The organism is Candidatus Tisiphia endosymbiont of Piscicola geometra (assembly GCF_964026415.1).
In the GTDB taxonomy this organism is placed as follows: domain Bacteria; phylum Pseudomonadota; class Alphaproteobacteria; order Rickettsiales; family Rickettsiaceae; genus Tisiphia.
Map to the genome: position 1 here is coordinate 473544 of NZ_OZ032144.1, position 21241 is coordinate 494784.

Consider the following 21241-nt stretch of genomic DNA (forward strand, 5'->3'; position numbering starts at 1 on the left):
AACCTGATTGTTTCTATATATATCACTGAATTCGATGTAACAAGTTACATCGAATTCAGGTTTAGTAAGTTTTTGTAATATCGATTTAAGACTTTTACACCCAAAATCCAAGCTACACAAACAACAAGAAAAACAACCATCAAAAAACCAGCTAGATCGTTATGTACAGCATTTGGGAAAATACTGAAAGAGACGAATTGAATAATTGCTCCAGAAGATTTTCCTACTTTGTATCCAAGTACATCTACTGCTGCCTTTCCCTTAGTTTTCATTTCATTATCAAGAGGTATATATACCATTTCTTTAGTAGAATCAAACAATGAATATTTTACGCTTTTCCCTAAAACATGCCACAAACCACCTACAAAAACAATTATCATTAATGGAGAAAAATAACTAAGACCAGTCATAATTGCCAATAAAGGTTTTTCTAGTACAACAAAGGTAAAAAACATCATACCTGATAACAGTGTTACGATAGGGGTGATCACTGCTCCCCAAAACCAACCACAAACCCTAACTAAACTACTACCTAGAAAAGCACAAATTAAAGTAAGTACTCCTGTCCAAAAAAACACCTCACCAGTATAAGATATAAATGCTTGGGTACTAGGGTATAATTGCTTGGTTTTAGACATCCATAATCCTTCAATTAGGTTGATTGTCATGGAATATGAAATCATTAATACACAAATAATTCCTAAATATTTAGATGTAAAAATTATTTTGCTGCTGTCAACTAACCCCAATTTTAGTATATCGGTTCTTTTATTTTTGAATCTAATATTTTTAGTAGTTTCTATAATTTTCAATTCAACAAATCTATGCAAGATTAAACACATTAGGCCGGAAATTATAATGATTAGCATAAACGATTTAAGGAGAATTTCTGTTTTGTCGTTAAGATGGGAAAATAGAGGTAACAAAAAATGTTCACCTTTGGCAAAATATATAATTATACTGCCAGATATTAGTAAGTTAGTTTGACCAAATAAGGAAAAAAACGTATAAAATCTTGGAGCTTCTTCAATACTGGTAATCTTATTAGCAAGTTGCCAGTATAATAGTGTAAATACAATTACTGGCCACAACTCCCCCATTATATAAAATAACACAATACTCCATTTTCCCCAAATGATGATAAACCATTTTAAATGTGGAAGTACGGTAACATAATATTCTATTACTTCAGGATCTGGATGAAGATATTCCCGGTATGGAAACAACACAAAAGCAAATAATATGAAGAATCCCAAGAAAAAAGATACTACTATCCTAAACACTTGCTCAGTTGTCATAATATTACAAAGTTTGGAGTAAAGAATGACAAATAAGACACCCATAGGCATCTCACCCCAAAGTTTTATAAAGCTTAAAACTTCCGTACTAATTAATGTTACTACCAAGCTATCTTTGATACTACGTACTAGATTTTGGTTAAGGAGAATACAAAACATTAGTAAAGCCATAGGTATAAACTTTACTAACTCGTTAGATCTAATAGGCCAAACAACGTGTCTAAATTTACTATTTCTAGCCCTATTCCACATATTGCAAGAAGAATTTACTGCATCCATTTAATACCCATGCTCATTTCCAAGCAACCTAAACTATAAAAAAAACCATGTCAAGTAGTTTTATAATTTAATACTCGATAATCAAGTTTTTTTATATCCCGCTACCTACGCAGGGACATCCTAGGCTATTAAACCAATGTCTTACATCGATACTTGAGGTTTATATTACGCTTCCAGTAATTGCTGTTTGTTTAGACTTGGGAGATGGCAAATGTTTTATATCGCTTTTAGATGTCCTATTTGGCACAACATGTTTAGATACACTATCCTTTATATCATTAATGACCATTTCACTATTCTTGCTTTTAGTACTCTTTGCCACATAACTAGTTGCTTCTTGACCTATTTTTCTAGCCTCACTTTGAACATCTTTTTTATGTTCAGGTAATTTCGTCCTCTCGTCAAAACTAACCTGATCAAACGTAGCTTTACTAATTGTCTTGCTCTTAGAGTCTTCTGAAGTAAATTGTGCCTCAGTCAAATCCGTGCCTTTCATAGAAATATCTTTAAATGTTAGCCCACTTATATCGCCAACAATTTTAACATTATCTAAAGTTATTTTATTATTTGCATGATTTTTATTATATTGATTAATTGCAGGCAAAAGAGTTTTTAAAGATTTTGCATCAATAGTTGTCCCTTCGAAACTAATTTTATCTTTAAAAATAGCTCCTTTAAAAGAACAATTGCTAATTTCGCTATTTTGAAAAGAACGTTCTTTAAATATCGCCTTATCAAAATTAAACCCATTAACTATAACATTTTTAGTAGGTATCGGATTTTCTTTGTCAAAAACAAAACCTCTGAAATCTTTACTTATTAGAGAATATTCTACAGTTTTTGAGATTGTACCAATATCAGTGGCATCAGCTTGTTGTTGCAGTAACTCACTTAAATCAAGTTTCTGTCCATCTATTTGCTGAGAACTCTGTTGAGAATCTTTATCAGAAAAACTAAAATGAACTTTGCCTAAAGATTCACTCCATTTTTGTCTACGTGTTCTCAATGAGGTAAAACTTCTTTGTATTAGGAATCTAGCCCCTTCAACTAATGTTTCTGATACTATTCCTAGTAATTTCCTGTCAGATAATAATTTGAATATCCCGAACATACCCATGTTATAATTACCAGTCTTAAATTGTTCGGCTATCTTTGTTAAATCTGGTATCTTGTTGCCAGCTAATTCAATAATTTCCTGACCTTTTACTTTTAAATTCCTACCCACAACTGTTGTATTGAGAAATTCATCAACTACAGCACCAAATCGCTCAGCATTCTCGCCAAGAAACTTTGGAATATCTTTATCAATTATTTTCCTCACATCTGCATTTTTTGGTTTATTTATAAAATCTAAAATAGAATCTGCTACTGTAACAGCTTGAGCAATTTTCTCTTCTTCAGGACTATTTACTAGGTCTTGAATTTTAGTAATAATAGTTGTTACCCCCTCTTTATCTTTTAAAGTAGCATTAACCAAATCAGTTGCTATTGGTAATATTTGTGGAACAGTATCAATAGCTAACTCAGCCATCTTTAATACCAGCTCAGGTTTAACTCCAGCGGGATCTAGGCTAGCTTTAATCTCTTGTTGCTCAGTTACATTCTTTGTAACTGCTAAAATAGTAGCTTTATTTTGTTGTAAATAAGCAGGGATGCTCTTAGTTAATAGAGGAGTAATATTTTGAGCAACCCTACCTACATCATCAATTATATTAGACAAAATTCCTAGCGAAGCCTCATTACTAGCTTCATTTTGGTACTTAGCTAAATTACTATTAATTCCAACTAGCTCTGGCACTGTACTAAGACCAGTTGATACTATATCGACCATTAATGGTACTGTAGCATCTATCAATTCTTGTGGTACAGCATATCTTGCAATTTGAGGATTATTATTGCTAATATTATTAACTATAGCCTTGATAGTTTCTGTATTTTCTCTAAGTAAATTTGGCAAATCCTCCTTTATATTTTGCTGGATATCTGCATTTTCAAGTAGTCCTATAAATTGTTTAATTACTCTTCCTGTAGCTTGATCTTTTAACTCAATATCGCTAGTGTCTTGAGTTATTGTTTGTATATCTTGATAAAGTTCCTTTATTTGTTCTAGACTTACCGCTTTCATAGTATTTTGTAGCACATCAATAGCTATAGGAATTACCTTCCCATAAAATTCAGGGTTTACATTAGCTAGAATTGGAATAATAGGTGATGCTACTACTTTATAAATATCCTCCTTTTCTAAATTTTGAGTATTGCTTTGAGCCAAAGATTTAGCATTACTCTTTAGTGTTTCAAGTAATTTTGGCAGAACTTGAACAGCAATATTGGCAATCTCTGTTTTATTTTTTGCTAAAACATCTGGCAATTTTTCCTTTAATGTTGTTAAGGTTGCATCTTGTAACAAAATATTAGGTAACTGTTTAATAATAGCAAGTTTTTTAGCTCCACCTTGTTTATCTAGGTGACTTACTTCCGAAATAGTTTTAGCCTCTTGCACTTTATCATCAGTATCATTCAATATAACTGGCTTTAAAGCTTCATATATATTACTAACCCCTTCATGGTCTGCTAAAACGTTACCAATAAGTTCTGAAAGTACAGGTACTATTTTTGGTAATAATTCTTTTCCTATTCCTAAGCTACTAAGCGTTCCCTGCAATTCTGTATTGGATTCAATGATTATTTGCGATGCTTTTGCTATATTTTCTCCATCATTAATTAAGAATTTAGATAGTATATCATTTTTTATAAGTACACTAATATCTATTTTATCTAATATTGTACCAAGTAAATCTTTTTTTACTTGAGGGTCGTCAGATAAAGCTCTGTCAGCAGTTAGCTGCACAATTTCTATAATATTTTCAGGGGTTTTAAGTATCTCAACAACGATATTTTTGACAATAGGTAATAATTGACTGTTTATATATTTTTCATCAAAACCAGCTTTCTTTAATTCTTGTAATAAAATAGCCCTATCATACTTGGCTTGTAGAGATTTTAAAGAATCAATTTTTTCTTCTAATTCTTTAATTTTAGGTTCTTTTCTTATTGTAGACGATTTTAGCTCTTGTAATTCTTTGTCTAGTTCCGGTAATTTCTGTATATCATCTTTTTTAGAGTTAAAATCTTTTTGTATCTCATCTATTTTCCCCAACTCTTTTAATGCAATCTTGGTAAGAATTGGAGCAAGATTTTCCACTAATCCATTAATTATTTCAACATTTTGAGTAAGAAATGTTTTTGTATCAGGATCTTGTAACAATTTTATAAAGAAAGGAAGGTTAGATGGATCATATTTTTCTTCACCATTTAATATTTTCTGTAATTTCTCTATTTCCTTAGCATAAAACCCTCCTGAAGTTATAACGCCAACAGTTGTTTTAGCATGACTTACTGCGAATTGTATACCCTCTATGGCAGCTTTAAATGCCTGACCTTTACCAATACCTTTTTCTTTTGTTCTAGGCTCTGCTAAAGGAGATAATATTTTCTCTAAACGAGTTTGATCTTTTAAAATATCGCTACATATTTTAAAAAATTTTTCTTTTTCTTCTTGATAGGAAAGTTCTCGCTTTTGCTGTTGCTTTATCTCCTTTTTTTCTTGCTTTTTCTGTTGCTCTTCTTGCTTTTGTTCCTGTTTTGTCTCCTTTACTGCTTGCTGTTTGTCATGTGAGTTAACTAACTTGTTATAATCCTCTATCTCTTTGTTGCATGCATTAAGTTTTTCTTCCCATGACTTCAGTTGTTCTCTTGTCTTTTTTTCTTGAGGTTTTTGCCTTGCTAATTCAATTAACTCTTTATACTTAGTAATTTCTGCTAATAAATTCGCTTGCCTTTGCTCAACTAATTTTTTATATTCCTCTATTTTTTTTATCTTTTTTTCTATTTTTGCTGATTGTTTGGCAATTCTTTCTTTATCTTTGAGGTTCTTTATATCTAATACTTCTTTTTCTTTTTTATAAATATTTTCTTGTAGATTTTTCAAAGTATGATTAGCCGATTTAAAAACTTGCTTAACGGCTTTAGTAAAAATTGATACCTTATCATTTGTTTTACTCATATCTAATTCTCCTTTATTTATAGTTAACCTAAGAAGGTTTTAGCCATATGTTAATCTTAGCTTAACCTGAATTTGATATAACAAGTTACATCGAATCAGGTTATTTTAGACCCCACTACCCTAGGCGATGCACACAAAATTAGTAAGATGTATACAACTTTTAGTTAAACGCCATTGCGAGAAGCCGCTTTAGTGCTGACGCGGCAATCCAAATTACTTATTATATTTTTGTGGATTGCTTCGTCGGTTCATGCCTCCTTGCAATGATGGTTTTTAACTTTCAACAGTTGTACTCCCATTATCCGAACGAAAAGTTAAGTTTGGAATATTATAGTAGTGAACTAAAAACCTACTGACAAAAGCACCTGCAATTACTGTAATCATAGAATATTTTATTGTACTATAATTAGGGTTATAAGCATAAGCATCTAATAATATACTAAAAATTCCACCCCATAATATAAATATTTCAAAATTAACTTCTCTAGGTATATACTCCATATTCTTGTCATGCTTACAAATTAAATTCCGCAATATTATACCAGCACTAGAAGTCAAACACGCAAAACATGGTCCCCAAAACTCTAACGGTTCAATTCTTTGTACAATTACGGTTACAACGCCAATTATCATAAAGGATGCCTGCCCTAAAGAATCACAAATAACAAGAGTATTACTCCATATTTTTTGGATAAAACTATCCTCATATAACTGCTTATTATAATAAGCTAGGAGTTTAACGGTAAAGAAGCCAATAAGTACCGTTATAAAAACACGGAAAGTATAATATGGAGTCAAAACAAGATTTATATTATAACCATGGTGTACTATTATAATATCGAGTAAAATACATCCTAATAGAGACGGTAACATTGCTAATACAAAAGTACCAAACAACGTGGCATTTGTTTTAGAGGATATAGTGATAGCAGAAATCGCGAATGCTATACTCCCGATAACTCCAATAATATAACACCATTCTGAATCAATAGATTTTGGCAATAAAATATGATATATATAGCTTTTAACGATTTTTTTATATTCATCGCTATCGACAAATTCTTTTATTGAATCCTTAAACCGTGCAACTATGTTAGGAGTTACAGTTTTCTTACTGAACATTAAATGTACAGGGGTTTTAATACCAGTAGGGATTTCTTCTATTTGATCTTTTTTAATATAGTTTAATGAAAGAGCTACCCCTGAAATTCTGTCAGCAAGAAACCCGTCAATTTCATTACTTAGCAGCCCATTAAATAACTCTAGATTACTTCCATATTTAATGATAATATCGTTATTACTCACCTGATTCAGGTAATCAGTCGTTCTTGCATCACCATAAACAGCTTTTTTAATTATACCAAGACGAAAATTTAGTAAACGTATCTGAGCTAAAAATTCATTTATATTACTAAAACTCAAATGTTTTTTTGCTGAACGTAAAGTAAATAAGGAAATTTCTTCAAATCGATATGGAAGAGAAAAATTGGCAAAGTCTGCTCTCTCAGCAGTATAAGTAGCTCCCGCCACCATATCACTGCTACCCTGCCCTATATTTGATATTGCTCGCTCCCACACAGAATCAGCATATTGTACGCCAATGCTAATTTTGCTACTAATACTATTAATTAATTCAATATCTAAGCCAGTAACACAATAGTGACCATTTTTAGCTATATGACTAAATTGGTAGGGTTCTAGTGGATACCAATCAACAAGCAGATTATCTTTATCAGACATTTCTTCAGTACATTGAGTAAAATATTTGTCCTGAATATTAGATAATTGATTACTACCCTCAGGACTAGCAAAGGTAAAAAAGTTTTGCACAATAATAATAATCGGAATGATAATTTTAAGTACTTGCATTTTGCATTAGTTCTCCTAAATTAAGGTCTATTCCAAGTTTTTGCAGCATACATTAATATCACCGTCAAAGAACTTAATATTAAATTCTTGTTTTTTGCTTGCAACAACTTTTGATGTTATAAATTCTCCATTTTCTGATTTAATTACCGCAAAGCCACGTTTTAGTACAGTTTTATAATCTAGACTTGTAAGTAGCAAATTATTTAAATTTAATTGATGCTCATAATTTTTTAACTTAGTGCTAACAGATTTTAGCATATAATTAGATTGATGCACTAATTCCAACGACTGATAATTAACTATTTTTAGAGGATTTAATATTTCTATATTAAGTGAGTCAAGTTTTGCCACTTTAAATCTGAGTAGGTTAGGCAAAGAATCTGTTAATCTAAAACTGAGTTCATCAAGAAGTTGTTGATTATAGTCTATATAAGTAGTTATACTCCTAAAAATGTCAGTATTAGAGTTAACTGCTTGCTGTTCATATTTAACTAGCTGATTAATACGACTGCATAATGCATCATAATACGAACTGATTGTATAATGTAAATTAGAAAGCACAGGTACAGCAAATTCAGCTGCAGCAGTTGGTGTGGGGGCTCGCCTGTCAGCTACCAAATCGATTAAAGTATTATCCACTTCATGTCCAACTGCAGAAATAATAGGAATAGCTGAATTAAATACGCTCCGTACTACTACCTCTTCATTGAAAGCCCACAGATCTTCTATAGACCCCCCTCCCCTTGCAACAATTATAACATCAGGTTTTATATCTTTATCTAATTCATTAAATCCTGAAATAGCACTAGCAATTTCACTTGCAGCATTTTCGCCTTGAACAACAACTGGCCATATTAGTATATGAGATGGACAGCGGTCATTAATACGGTGTATAATGTCCTTAATTACCGCCCCAGTCATTGATGTAACCACCCCAATCTTATTAGGCAGAAAAGGTAGTGGCTTTTTTTGTTTATTGAATATACCTTCTTTTTCTAATCTCTCTTGCCGCTCCTTGAGAATTTGCATGATAGCACCAAGACCTGCAGGTTCAAGGACTTCTACCGATAGCTGATATCGTGAATTTCCTGCATACCCAGAAAGCTTACCTCTAGCTACTACTTCCATACCATCAATTGGTACAAACTTAATTTTTGCCAGTACAGGACGCCAACAAGTACAGGCTAGAATAGCTGTATTTTCTTTAAGATTAAAGTAACCATGACCAGAAGTTGCTATCTTAAGACCAGAAATTTCTCCCTTTACTCTAATATAACCAAAATTATTCTCTAGCAACTCCTTGATCTTACTAGAAATTTCAGTAACTGAAAATTCCTGATCTACTAGATTAGTAATAAAACTATCTTCTTCTAACATAATGATACACTGATTTGGATAGTGGGTTTTGAAAATGATTTTATATAAGCATTTTAAACTAATAAATTCAAGAACAAATAGACAATTAGTGTATTATAACCTCAAATATTGATGTAAGACATCGGTTTAATAGCCTAGGTTATGCCATAACTGCGAAAGTTAAAACCCGTCATTGCGAAACCATGTGAGCGTAGTGGCAATCCACATTAATTAGATTGCTTAGTCACTACTAAAAGTAGCTTCTTGCAATGACGCCGAGCTATTTTCTTCATAAATCTCTCCTTGCCAAATGTGCATAGTCGTCATACTTTAGTAAATCAATATCATATGGAAAGTTTTTATTCGTTACATAATATTCTAGTACTCGCATCATCCCCTGTTTATGACGATCTAAGTCTTCTTTCGTTAAGTCTATTTCCAAAGTTTGGATTATTGGCTTCGAGCTAGAAATTTTTACATAAGTAACCTGTTTAACGCTATGAACTTTCATAGCAAAACCACCTTCCTGTAACATTAAGCCTTCAATGATTAACTGCGGAGATAATCCAGCTTCTACATCTTTTTTACTCGGTAAGCTACCAGTCTTATAATCGATAATGACAGCTGCCCCAAGCTTATCTACCTCAATTCTATCAGCAACTCCAATTATTGTTAATTCTTGCCCTCCAATATTTAACAAAATTTCTCCTCTACATTCTGAATAAACATATTGGAAATCACTTCTGCGTTTTTCATCAAACTCAATAAAAGACTCAGCAATAGGAATAAATTTTATTTGCCAAATTTTTTGTGTATAGGCTGGCAGAATAGTATTCTGTAAAATATTATTACTAATCTCCAATATTAATCCAACTTTGTTATTTTCTAACTTATCATAATTTTTAGAGTATTGTTCTAAGACCTTATGAACAAAACTACCAAATTCAGATATTTTAGGCTCCTGCCCTATCATATCCTTGCTTCTCAAATTCAAAATCTTCTTAGCATAGAAACTATAAGGATTCCGTACCAACATTTCTATATCAGTAACTGAGATTATCTCAGGAAAAATTGGACTACTAACGTAACTAAGTAAATTAACGTCCATACCATCATTGCGAGGAACTGTTTTAGCAGCAAAGAAGCAATCTAGATTAGTATAAGTTTTCTTGGATTGCTTTGTCGATTCTACGACCTCCTTGCAATGAGGATTAGAGTTTATTTCCCCTACGATTTTTAAATCATCCTGTAAATTGGAACTAATATTAATAGGATTAGTTATAATTGACTCAACCATATTAACATTATTTGGTACATCCACTAAGTTATTTTCTGAAATCAAACTTTTCTGTAAAATAAATTGCAATTTTAATAATAAATTTGATGGTAACAAACCAGCTTTACTATCTTGTCTTTTTGCTCTAGTAATTATCACTTGAGCATTATGCAAAAATAAATAGAAATAATATTGATCCATGGTAGAGCCAGTAACAATATGTAATTTTTTAAGCGTCTGCTCATTAATCCACTGATTCACAGCTGATGACGAAGCTAAGCTCCCTTGATTAAAGTCAGATAAAATTACTAAGTCAAATTTAAGTAACATCAAATCTTCAGCTTTACCAATAATTATATTTTTAGAATAATTATTATGTGCAAAATACTTACAACTAAACATTAAAGATTTAAGTAACTCTGGAAAGCATTTTTTATTACTTAATGTTAGATCGCAATTATCTTTGATTAAGCTAGATAAAAAAATTGATAGTTCAGTAGCCGGTTGTTCATACCAAATATTTGGATAAAGTTTTTCGGCAATCTTAATCGAGGATTTTAATATTTTAACAAAACTACTACCACTATTTGTATAAAGTAAGTCTATTAGTTTCTTACACCAATTTATTAATGCATCATCATTGGTTTTTTCTACCAAAGACAGCATCTGACTAGGCTGCCGTATGAAACGGTTCTTGCCGCTCATTAAGAGTTCTAATTTTGCTACTAATTTACAATTAATAAAAGGATTCTTTAATAGTAAGAATAACTTTTTTATCTCAAAATCATTACATAATATTTCACTAACAGAAATTATTAGAGAACTAACTAGCGTTTTTGTTAAATTATCACCTAGTAAATCTTGGAATTCCAAAGAATATTTGGTCAAAAAATTACAGTAAAAACTTTTGCTTGTTTGATTATTAACAATAATAGCTATCTTCTTATCACTATACTGTTTACAGATCAGGCTTATTTGTTCTGCTTCTTGAAAAATATCCTCAAGCTCAAAATATTTTACTAGACCAATGTCATCCCTATTTCCTTCAATATTTAAATGTTCCTGCTTAGCAAGTGTTAAATCTTTATCTTCAAAAATTATCTGATCTAGAATAGAATGATGTTGTTGTTCCTGACCTAAAGGCTGAAAATCTGATAAATCTTTATTTAGAATTGTCAGTAATTTTTTTAGGCTATATAAATAATCTTCTTCAGGATTATCATATTCTAATAGAGATCTATTACTAATAGGCGGTAAAATTATAAAACCACATGGTGAATTAGCAACATTCTTTAAGAAATTCCATGATATAAGATTGTGACCCATGATACCCGCTACTATTAAATTGGTATCAGCTCTTTTCAACCGTGCTATCTCTGCTTCCATCATAGTTATTTGATAATTTACACGATCTAGCAATCCTAACAATTTTATCTGTTTTCTCCATTGCTGATGAGTATATTTAAGAAATTCATAAATAACATTCCAATGTTTTGATGGATTCATTTTTTCTATTTCATTTACAGAATCTATTGATAAATCATTACAATCTAGCTGATAAAATAACTCTGCTATTGTTGAACAAAACTGTAAAGATTGTGTTATACTGAATTGTAGCTTAGGGTAATTATGGATGATTTCTGCTAATATAATTCTCTCTTGCAAAAACGTTATAGGCTCTAGCGTTATAGGTTCTAGATTTTCTGATGTAATACCAAATATTTCCTCACCTTCAGCCATAATATTGGAAAAAGGGATAATATTCGGTAAAATCGCAATATTTTGCTTCTTAATCAAAATATTTTGTAAATTTAAACAAGCAAAGCCACTCGGCAATATAATTTTAAGATTGCTAATAGATTCTTTAGCAAAATTATCTAGAATAAAATCAGCTACTATATCCAAAAACGATGAAGACGGATTGACTCTATAAAGGTTCATTAAATTCCCTCATTATATCATACAAATATAATAACATAACTTGACAGCACCACTAATAGCTAAAACTCTTAAAAATTTTGTTTTAGTAAAACCGGCAATTAAAGGAATAAATTTGCCCCATAACGGTATTATCATAAACCAAAGTATAAATATGTTATATTTTAAAAAAAATTGGGAAAATGATTGGTGGTTAGTATGAACCTGTTCATTTTTAGAATAATAAAAAATTTTCAATAATATCAAACCAAAGAAATAATTTATACTAGTAGCAAATAATGAAGCAATGGTAGCGACAGTAACTATTATTAAATTATTATAAACACCAAATATCCTCATAGAGTGAACGATTAATTCACTATCTAAACTTACAACTAAATTACCTACTAAACTATCAATAAATAATAACGAATATGCCTCAAACTGACCCATAATTCAAACTGGTTTATAAAAATAATAGGTTTGACAAAATATTATCGATACTATAATTTGCTACCTTAAAATACAACATAATTATAATTTAAATTTTCCTGTGAATAAAGCTTTATCCTTAAAAAAACCACTTTTGCTATGGTCTCTTGCCACCCTGTTTTTTGCTTTTCAATTTATATTAAGACTCTCAACTGGAATTCTTAGAGAAGAAATTATACAAAAATTTGCCATTGATACCATAGCATTTGGCACGTTTGCTGGATATTATTATCTAGGTTATGCAGGAATGCAATTACCAATTGGTATAATGCTAGATAAATTTAATTTTAGGATTGTCACATTCTTATCTATCTTAGTTACCTCTCTTGGTACTCTAACTTTTGTTGCTAGCACTGATTTTAATTACTTACTCATTGGTAGATTTATGATTGGAGCTGGTTCTGCTGTAGGTTTTTTATCAGTAGCTAAGATTACTAGAAGCTCTTTCCCAACTAAATATCATTCCTTAATGCTTGGCTTCTCCTTTACCTTTGGCTTACTTGGAGCAGTATTTGGCATTACTCCAATGAAGCTATTATTTACACATTTTGGTTATGACGTAACTTTTAATAGTCTAGCTCTAGTTGGATTTATCATTGGACTAATGATTTTATTAGTAAAAACTGATGATATAAGAAGTAATTCTAATACTAGCGATCCTGAATCTTCAATATTGAAACTATTATTAAACCCTACTATTTTATTTATTGGAGTTTGTGGTGGTCTAATGGTAGGAACATTAGAAGGTTTTGCTGACGTATGGGCTATTCCATTCTTCAAACAAGTTTATCAAATGAATGATATGGAAAGTAACTTGGTTACCTCATTCGTTTATATAGGCATGTGTTTTGGTGGTCCAATACTTGCACTTATTGCTAATTTATCAAAATCATCTAATTTTATAATTATAATAACTGGATTGCTAACGATAGCAATTTTTAGTATCCTATTATATTGTCCTTCATTAAATTTCTTTATTAGTAGTACTCTAATGTTTTTATTAGGAGTTTTTTGTTGTTATCAAGTTCTAATTTTTACTGTTGTAGGTAACCTTGTTACAGATAAATCTGCTGGACTTGCTATTGCGATAGTCAATTGCATTAATATGTCATTCGGACATTTCTTCCATAAAATTATGAGTAATTTAATATCTTACAACTGGGATGGTCTAGTAAATGAATCATCTGTACCTATTTATAGTCGCTTTGATTTTATTATGGCAATTTCTATAGTTCCAATTTGTTGCCTTGTCGGAATCATCGGCTTTTACTGTTTGTCCAAAAAGTCAAAAACTCAAATATCAATCTATAGACCTGTGGAAAAGACTGTTTAAGCTTAAATAGTAATATTAGACTTGCTGCATAAATCAAAGATAGTTGAGGGATTTTTAGGAGAAACGAAGCCGAGCACCGCAGCGTACACAGACGTACGTGAGGAGCGGAGGCGAGTTTCGACGACAAAATCACCAACTAGATTGACTTATGCAGTAAGTCTATTTTTAAAATATTACTAATAAAGCTTAGTGTACATTATAATTGTTGTATACTACATAAACATAACCATTTGTCCTAATAACAAAATGACCAACGAAACAATTAACAAAAATACTTTATTACTAATTGATGGTTACGGATTTGTCTTCAGAGCATACCATGTTCAGCCACCATTAACTTCTCCGAATGGCTTAGCTGTTGGGGCACTTTATGGCTTTACTTCAATGTTGTTAAAACTATTGAATGATTTTAAACCAGAACATGCTATTGTCGTTTTTGATTCTGGGGGGAAGAATTTTCGTCACCAAATTTATGAGCAATATAAGGCAAATAGACCACCTATACCGGAAGATTTAAAGGCTCAATTACCACTTATTCGTCTAGCAGCAAGTATCCTAAATTTCCCAATAATTGAGAGAGCCGGTTATGAAGCAGATGATATAATCGCAACTTTAGCCCATAAAGCCTCTGCATTACAACAGAATACTATCATTATTTCTTCTGATAAGGATTTAATGCAGTTAATTAATTCGCATACTAAAATGTATGACCCTATAAAAGCAAAATACATATCTGAAGATGACGTGATAGAAAAATTTGGTGTAGAACCAAATAAGCTCAGGGAAGTAATGGCTTTGATTGGGGATAAGTCAGATAATATACCAGGTGTTCCAAGCATTGGTCCTAAAACTGCTGCAACACTTATAAAACAGTTTGGTTCATTAGCAGAGCTGTTAAATTCACTAGATCAAATCAGTAACGATCGTCAGAGAGAAATTATTAATTCCTCAAAGGATCTAGCATTAATTTCCTGGCAACTAGTTGGTTTAGATTATAATGTTGATATCGATTTAGACTTTAGTGTATTGCAATATACTCCACCTGATAGTAAGCAAATCTCTGATTTTCTAGCAGAGTATGGTTTTAAATCTCTAAAGAAAAGGGTGGAAAATTTATTTCAAATACAAATTACCAATGAATCCTTGCCTATTAAGCAAATCATAGTTCAGGAGATATCTTCTAAACAACAGCTTGATTCTGTGATGATTAAAGCTGAAGAGCATGGTGTCATCAGTATTTATCTATCAGATCATCTAGGACAAAATCTTTCTATAATTTTATCTATTGATGATAAGTGCTACAACATTAAGTTTACAGCTAGAACCCCTAGCGATATGTCTGATTTACTTTCTGATGATTCTTGCCAAAATTATCTGCATCAGTGGTTTATGGCTGATATTCTTCAATTGCTAAAAAACAAATCTATTAAGAAGATCACTTATAAACTTAAATCATTATTAAAATTCTTTGTCGATAGTGAGGTATACTCATGTGAGGATCTTGAACTGATGCAATATCTGATATCTGCTGGCAAACCTCAGAAAAATCCATTTGATGGAGTACAGAAGGATAGCTTGGAAAGTGTAGCAGAAGTGGTTAGCAACTTCAGTACTGATTATCAAAAACTATTATTAGAGTTAAAGGATAATCATGCCTTAGCGCTATACAAAGAAATTGATTTACCTTTATGCTATATAATAGATAAAATGGAGAAAGCCGGAGTTAAAATCGATTCACAGTATCTTAAACAGCTATCAAGTGAATTTGGTAATGAAATTACTAAATTAGAGCAGGAAGTTTTTACCATTACTGGGACAAAGTTTAACATTGCCTCGCCAAAGCAACTGGGGGAAATTTTGTTTGAGAAAATGCAACTACCCTTTGGTAAATTGTCATCGAAAGCTAAGTCTTATTCTACTAGTGCAGAAATACTTGAAAAAATTAGCGAGAGTGGTTTTGCTATTGCCGATTTATTATTAAAATGGCGTCATTTAACTAAATTAAAAAATACTTATACGGATAGCTTACCCCTGCAAGTAAATCCAATAACTAATAGGGTACATACCACATTTTTACAAACTTCAACTAGCACTGGTAGGCTTAGTTCTCAAGATCCGAACTTACAGAATGTACCAATTCGCTCGAAAGAAGGCAATAAAATCAGAGAAGCTTTTATTGCAGAAGATAAGCACAAATTAATTTCAGCTGACTACTCACAAATTGAATTGCGAATCTTAAGCGCCATGGCAGATATACCATCCTTAAAACAAGCTTTTGTCAATGGTGAGGATATTCATAGTAAAACAGCTTGTAATATATTTAAAATTACTGAAAAAGATTTAACACTAGAACATAGGCGTAAAGCAAAAGCCATAAATTTTGGTATTATTTATGGTATCAGTAGCTTTGGACTAGCAAAACAGCTACATATTAGCTCTTCACAAGCAGCTGAATATATAAAGAAATATTTCGAAGAATATCCAGAAATTCAGAGATATATGGAATATACAAAAAACTACGCCAAAGAACATGGTTATGTCCTAAACCTATTCGGACGGAAATGTTTTGTTCCCTTAATACATGATAAGAAACACTCCCTACAGCAATTTGCCGAAAGGGCAGCAATCAACGCTCCAATTCAAGGAACTAGTTCAGACATCATAAAAGTGGCAATGATTGATCTTGACCGTAAGATGTGGAAATTAAAATTAAGAACCAAACTAATTCTACAAATCCATGATGAGTTACTTTTTGAGTCTCCTATTGATGAAATAGAAGTAGCTACTCACCTAATCAAAACCACTATGGAGAACTCACCTAAATTAGCCATTCCACTTATTGTTGAAACCAAGGTAGGAGATAACTGGCTAAATACATATATCCTCAACTAACTGCACAAATTATTAAAACAACTTTTGAATTTGAAGAAGACTAAGGAAACACACGAAATATGGAAGGTCAAGTAGCCTAGGATTAATCCTAGGCTACCATTTTTTTGCCTTATTTCTTCTTTTTCTTAGCAATTTCACACTCACAAGCGATGTTAGAAGCAACAGAATTCATATGTGATTTAACATCTTGAGAACCAGCGATTACCCCTCCTAGTGCCCAACTCATTTTATTAGCATCTATGCTACCTAACAATTTTTTTGTCTCGTTATCTTTTATATTAATTTTTGCGTTAAAGTGAGAGATACCAACACCAAAACCAATTAGTGTACGCATAACAGCATTACCCTCAGAATACTTAGTTATTTTCCCATCAATAAGTATAGCCCTATCTGTAGAGTCAATATTCCGTTGAACTTTGTCGAATAATTTTTTAGATTTAATTGAACTTGCTATCATATCGGCAAATCTCTTACCTTCTGATATAACATGTGGATTATTAGAAGATTTGCTAGTACCATCCTTAAAATCATTAATAATTATGTAATCATAATTACTAATATCCACCCGACTCTCTGATGGTTGTGCGTTACGTATACTTGATGTACTACCACAAGATGATAGAATTATTGTTAAAATTAAAAAGATAATATTTTTCATAATTCCTCAATATAATTTAATATATAAAGTATATATTAACAAAAGATATTTAGCAAAGAAAAAATATCATCAGTTGGAATATGGTTTAGATAATTGATACTATTGTAGGAAAAATATTATAACCCCTCTCCTTTTTCAACTGGCTCTATTCCATATAGTGCTACCATTCGCTCAAGAACTCTTCCAACAGCAGGAGCTGCAGTCCAGCCAGCAGTAGCAAAGCCAAAGGATTCTTTTGTTCCTTTTGGTTCATCAAACATTATAAAAATAATATATTGCGGATCAATGGCTGGTAATAAACCTAAAAATGATGACATTCTGCTATTTTTAAGATATTTTTTCTTGCTATGCCCATCTGAAGTTAATTTTTCAGCAGTACCAGTTTTACCACCGACAAGATATCCTTTAACATCGGCTCTACGTCCTGTCCCTTCTTTTACCACCAAACGAAATAACTCACTCATTTGTTTAGAGGTTTTCTCACTAAAAACACGCGTGCCAACAAGACGCTCATCGCACCTTTTGATTAAAGTCAGATCATATAATATCCCTCCATTTACTATTGGCAATACTGCTTGCATAAAGTGTAAAGGGCTAATTGAAATGCCATAACCATAGGCCATGACAGCAGTAGTAAGATCACTCCACCTCTTGTCAGATGGAAACAAAGGAGTACCTCTCTCTGGTAACTCAATTTTAAGCTGATCTAGTAAACCTAATTTCTTTAAATAATTTTTAAAATCATTCTTTCCAACTTCAAGCATAATTTGACTAACACCAATATTCGACGAATGCAAGAAAATTTCTGGAACACTGTGCCACCCTTGCCTTGGATGATAATCTTTGATATTAAACCCCCCTACCTTCATATAGCTAATATCATAAGCATCATTCATTGCTATAGCATCAGTATCAAAAGCTACGGCCATAGTCAAAGTTTTAAATACAGACCCCATCTCATAGATACCAAGACTTGCCATATTAAATAGCTCTTCTGGCTTTGCTCTACTCGGATAATGTGGGTTAAAATCCGGCTTACTAACAATAGCTAAAATCTCACCATTATTAGGGTTGACAATTATTCCTACTGCTCCTATTGCACTAAACTCCTTTAACGTCCTATCTATTTCTTCACTTAGAATATTTTGTAATCTTACGTCTATAGATAGTTCAAGAGGTTTTTTAAGTTGATCCGGCTGTATAAAGTCAGAATTAGTTAGAAACTTATCATAGGTTTTTTCTAATCCAGCAAGACCAACCAAATCCCTACCCACATATCCTATAATATGTGATAATAAATTGGAAAAAGTATAGATTCTTTTTTGTTCTTGTTCAAAACTAAAACCTGGCATTCCCAAATTTGATATCGCTTCTTGCTCTTTTGGCAATAAATCCCTTTTGATCCATACAAAACTTTTGTTACTTTGTAACTCTGCAAGTAACTTCATTTTATCAATCTCAGGCAAGATATTGGATAATCTTTCTAAACATTGCGAAGGATTAATTACTTTCTGTGGATTAGCAAACAATGAGGAGGAAGGTAAATTGACTGCTAATAAGTTACCATTACGATCTACTATCTCTTTCCTAAAGTCACTATTTTTTACTTGGTATTCTAGCTTAACATAGCCATTGGTCGCAACAATTATTAAGCGATATAATAAACCACAAAAAAATATAGCAAAACAACAGCTAACTATTAATAATCTGATTTTGGTATTGTTAGCACCTACATCCCATAAAATAATACTACTAAAATTTCTTTTCATTTTAGTTAGAATATTTTTTATAAATGCTAATAAAAATATATTATTATCCATCTACATACTGCTGCTAATTGCTTACTAGTATGTCATTCTGCAAAAGTAGCGGATATATAATACTGAATAGTCTTGCAAGGTACTTTTTCAGATTCCGCACCGAAACAAGATAACATCTTTTTTGCCATGTAAGTACTATACTAATGTTGATTTTCATCGAATATACTCTGATTTTCTAGTTGAAACGGTTTTTATGTATTTATTAGCAATTGTTTTATAACGCCACTTAACATTGGTTTTACTAAAATATGAACCACCTACCTCGTTAGACTTTGCATATTTCTTACTCTCAGGTAGCAAAGGATCACTAATCATTTGCTTAACTTTAACAGTATCTAATTGTAAATAAAGTGATGCTAATTTTCTTAGTCTAGCAGGAGAAGTAAGGTATGATTGTTCGACTTTTAACACGTGAATTCTATCACTCTCATCAGTCAATTGTTTTGAAACCTCACCAAGCTGATAATGCAAGGCAATAACCTGATCTTTAACTCTAAATAACCCATAAATAGAAAAAATTATAGTGCATACTGTTATACAACTAAATATTCTAACTACCATATGTAGTACCATCTATTTTTTGTCCAGCCCTTAATTTTGCAGATCTTGCTCTTGGATTAAGTGCAACTTCCCTAGACGATGGACATAATGGTTTTTTTGTAAGAATTTTAAGCCACTCCTTAGAATTTTCTTCAACTAGAATTTTTGCTGCATATTTAGACCTAGCAACTAATTTAGCAGAATTTGCTTTAAAAAAATTCTTAACAATTCGATCTTCTAATGAATGAAATGAGACAATTACTAGGCGACCATTTGGCGCTAAAATATTCTTGCTATTACTTAGAAACCTTTCTAATTGCCCCAATTCATCATTGATGTAAATACGAATTGCTTGAAAAGTCTTAGTAGCGGTATCAATTTTACCTTTGCGAAAACCTATACTACTACGAACAATATGAGCAAATCTTGCTGTATTGGTAATAGGCTCTAACCGCCTATGTTCTATAATTTTTTTGGCAATTCTTCGAGAATAAGATTCATCACCATATTTATAAATCACATCAGCTATTTCTTGTTCATCAGCCTTATTTATAAAATCTGCAGCACTCTCCCCTATTCCACTCATTCTCATATCAAGTGGTCCATCATGAGTAAAAGAAAACCCTCTATCTCCAGAATCAAGTTGCATAGAAGAAACCCCTAAATCCATAACTATCCCATCAAATTTCAACGAACCTAATTTTGAAAAGCTTTCAGCAAAACCTGTCTGAATAAATCTCACTTTACCAGGATAATCATTTATCAATTGATTGGCGTAGGTTATAACATTTGGATCACGATCAATTGCCACTAATTGACAATTACAACAATCAAGTATCATCCGACTATAACCACCAAAACCAAAAGTACAGTCCAGATAATTCCCCCCATCTTTAGGACACAAGACTTCCTTAACTTCATTTAACAGAACAGCTGTATGAGATGATGCGGATTCTTGTATCATATATCCTTATTGATATTCTTAAGAGTTAAACGGTTATCTTGGGCAATTTGCCGAGCTGAAGAAAGATACGTTTCAAAATTTTGTGGCTGCCAAATTTCAAAGACCAATCCCTTCCCTACAAAGCAAGCTTGATCTGATATACCAGCGTGATCTATTAAAGATTTAGGTAGAATCACCCTTCCCTCACTATCAAAACTAAGCTGGATAGCTTCACCAAGAATGATCGTTTCGAAAGCATCTCGCTCCTCAGAATAGGGATCTAAGGTTTGGATTATTTGACTTAGCTCCTCAAGCCTCTTCAAACTACAGCCTTCAATGCACTTATTTCTAAAAGACGGATAGACAATGACTCCGTTAAACGACTGACCAGACAAAGCGACTCTATAGCTAGCTGGCACTGAAACCCTACCTTTCTTATCAAGATTATTTATATATTTTGACAAAAAAATATTCATTTACCCTTTACCTTTCAATAATTACCACA

12 protein-coding genes and 1 pseudogene are annotated in these 21241 nt (G+C 31.9%); 2 read left to right on the top strand and 11 right to left on the bottom strand.

Going from position 1 to position 21241, the window contains the following annotated elements:
* Positions 1 to 44: 44 nt before the first annotated feature.
* The 6 genes and pseudogenes from AAGD26_RS02215 to AAGD26_RS02240 all read right to left on the bottom strand — a co-directional run bounded on the left by AAGD26_RS02215 (position 45) and on the right by AAGD26_RS02240 (position 12511).
* Positions 45 to 1577: an NTP/NDP exchange transporter gene (locus tag AAGD26_RS02215; protein ID WP_341752049.1), complete on the bottom strand. Its 1533-nt coding sequence runs from the start codon at positions 1575 to 1577 to the stop codon at positions 45 to 47.
* A 160-nt stretch (positions 1578 to 1737) separates the two neighbouring features.
* Positions 1738 to 5640, bottom strand: coding sequence for a hypothetical protein (locus AAGD26_RS02220; protein ID WP_341752050.1), 3903 nt, complete (start codon positions 5638 to 5640; stop codon positions 1738 to 1740).
* Positions 5641 to 5913: 273 nt separating this feature from the next.
* A complete protein-coding gene (locus AAGD26_RS02225) occupies positions 5914 to 7509 on the bottom strand; it encodes a transporter substrate-binding domain-containing protein (RefSeq protein WP_341752051.1) in 1596 nt (531 codons plus the stop codon).
* A 27-nt stretch (positions 7510 to 7536) separates the two neighbouring features.
* Positions 7537 to 8886 carry an exodeoxyribonuclease VII large subunit gene (gene xseA / locus AAGD26_RS02230; protein WP_341752052.1) on the bottom strand — a complete coding sequence of 450 codons (1350 nt, stop codon included), beginning with the start codon at positions 8884 to 8886 and terminating at the stop codon, positions 7537 to 7539.
* Positions 8887 to 9310: 424 nt separating this feature from the next.
* Positions 9311 to 12082 (bottom strand): annotated as a pseudogene (locus AAGD26_RS02235) (PD-(D/E)XK nuclease family protein); the annotation flags it as partial.
* A gap of 12 nt (positions 12083 to 12094) precedes the next feature.
* A complete protein-coding gene (locus AAGD26_RS02240; RefSeq protein WP_341752054.1) occupies positions 12095 to 12511 on the bottom strand; it encodes a DedA family protein in 417 nt (138 codons plus the stop codon).
* Positions 12512 to 12611: 100 nt separating this feature from the next.
* Here AAGD26_RS02240 and AAGD26_RS02245 point away from each other — a divergent pair, with 100 nt between their 5' ends.
* Positions 12612 to 13883, top strand: coding sequence for an MFS transporter (locus tag AAGD26_RS02245; protein ID WP_341752055.1), 1272 nt, complete (start codon positions 12612 to 12614; stop codon positions 13881 to 13883).
* A gap of 246 nt (positions 13884 to 14129) precedes the next feature.
* Positions 14130 to 16775, top strand: coding sequence for a DNA polymerase I (gene polA / locus AAGD26_RS02250; protein ID WP_341752056.1), 2646 nt, complete (start codon positions 14130 to 14132; stop codon positions 16773 to 16775).
* A gap of 109 nt (positions 16776 to 16884) precedes the next feature.
* Here polA and AAGD26_RS02255 read toward each other — a convergent pair whose 3' ends face one another.
* The 5 genes from AAGD26_RS02255 to AAGD26_RS02275 form a co-directional block, all read right to left on the bottom strand.
* Entirely contained in the window at positions 16885 to 17433 is a 549-nt protein-coding gene (locus AAGD26_RS02255) for a DUF4410 domain-containing protein (protein WP_341752057.1), read from the bottom strand.
* Between the two features lie 116 nt (positions 17434 to 17549).
* Positions 17550 to 19223, bottom strand: coding sequence for a peptidoglycan D,D-transpeptidase FtsI family protein (locus AAGD26_RS02260; protein WP_375332380.1), 1674 nt, complete (start codon positions 19221 to 19223; stop codon positions 17550 to 17552).
* Between the two features lie 183 nt (positions 19224 to 19406).
* Positions 19407 to 19814, bottom strand: coding sequence for a hypothetical protein (locus AAGD26_RS02265; RefSeq protein ID WP_341752058.1), 408 nt, complete (start codon positions 19812 to 19814; stop codon positions 19407 to 19409).
* Positions 19804 to 20757: a 16S rRNA (cytosine(1402)-N(4))-methyltransferase RsmH gene (rsmH, locus tag AAGD26_RS02270; protein WP_341752059.1), complete on the bottom strand. Its 954-nt coding sequence runs from the start codon at positions 20755 to 20757 to the stop codon at positions 19804 to 19806. Before rsmH ends, AAGD26_RS02265 begins: the two co-directional genes overlap by 11 nt.
* Positions 20754 to 21212, bottom strand: a complete 459-nt coding sequence (locus tag AAGD26_RS02275) for a division/cell wall cluster transcriptional repressor MraZ (RefSeq protein WP_341752060.1) — start codon at positions 21210 to 21212, stop codon at positions 20754 to 20756. The genes rsmH and AAGD26_RS02275 overlap by 4 nt, the downstream gene beginning before the upstream one ends.
* Positions 21213 to 21241: the final 29 nt, after the last annotated feature.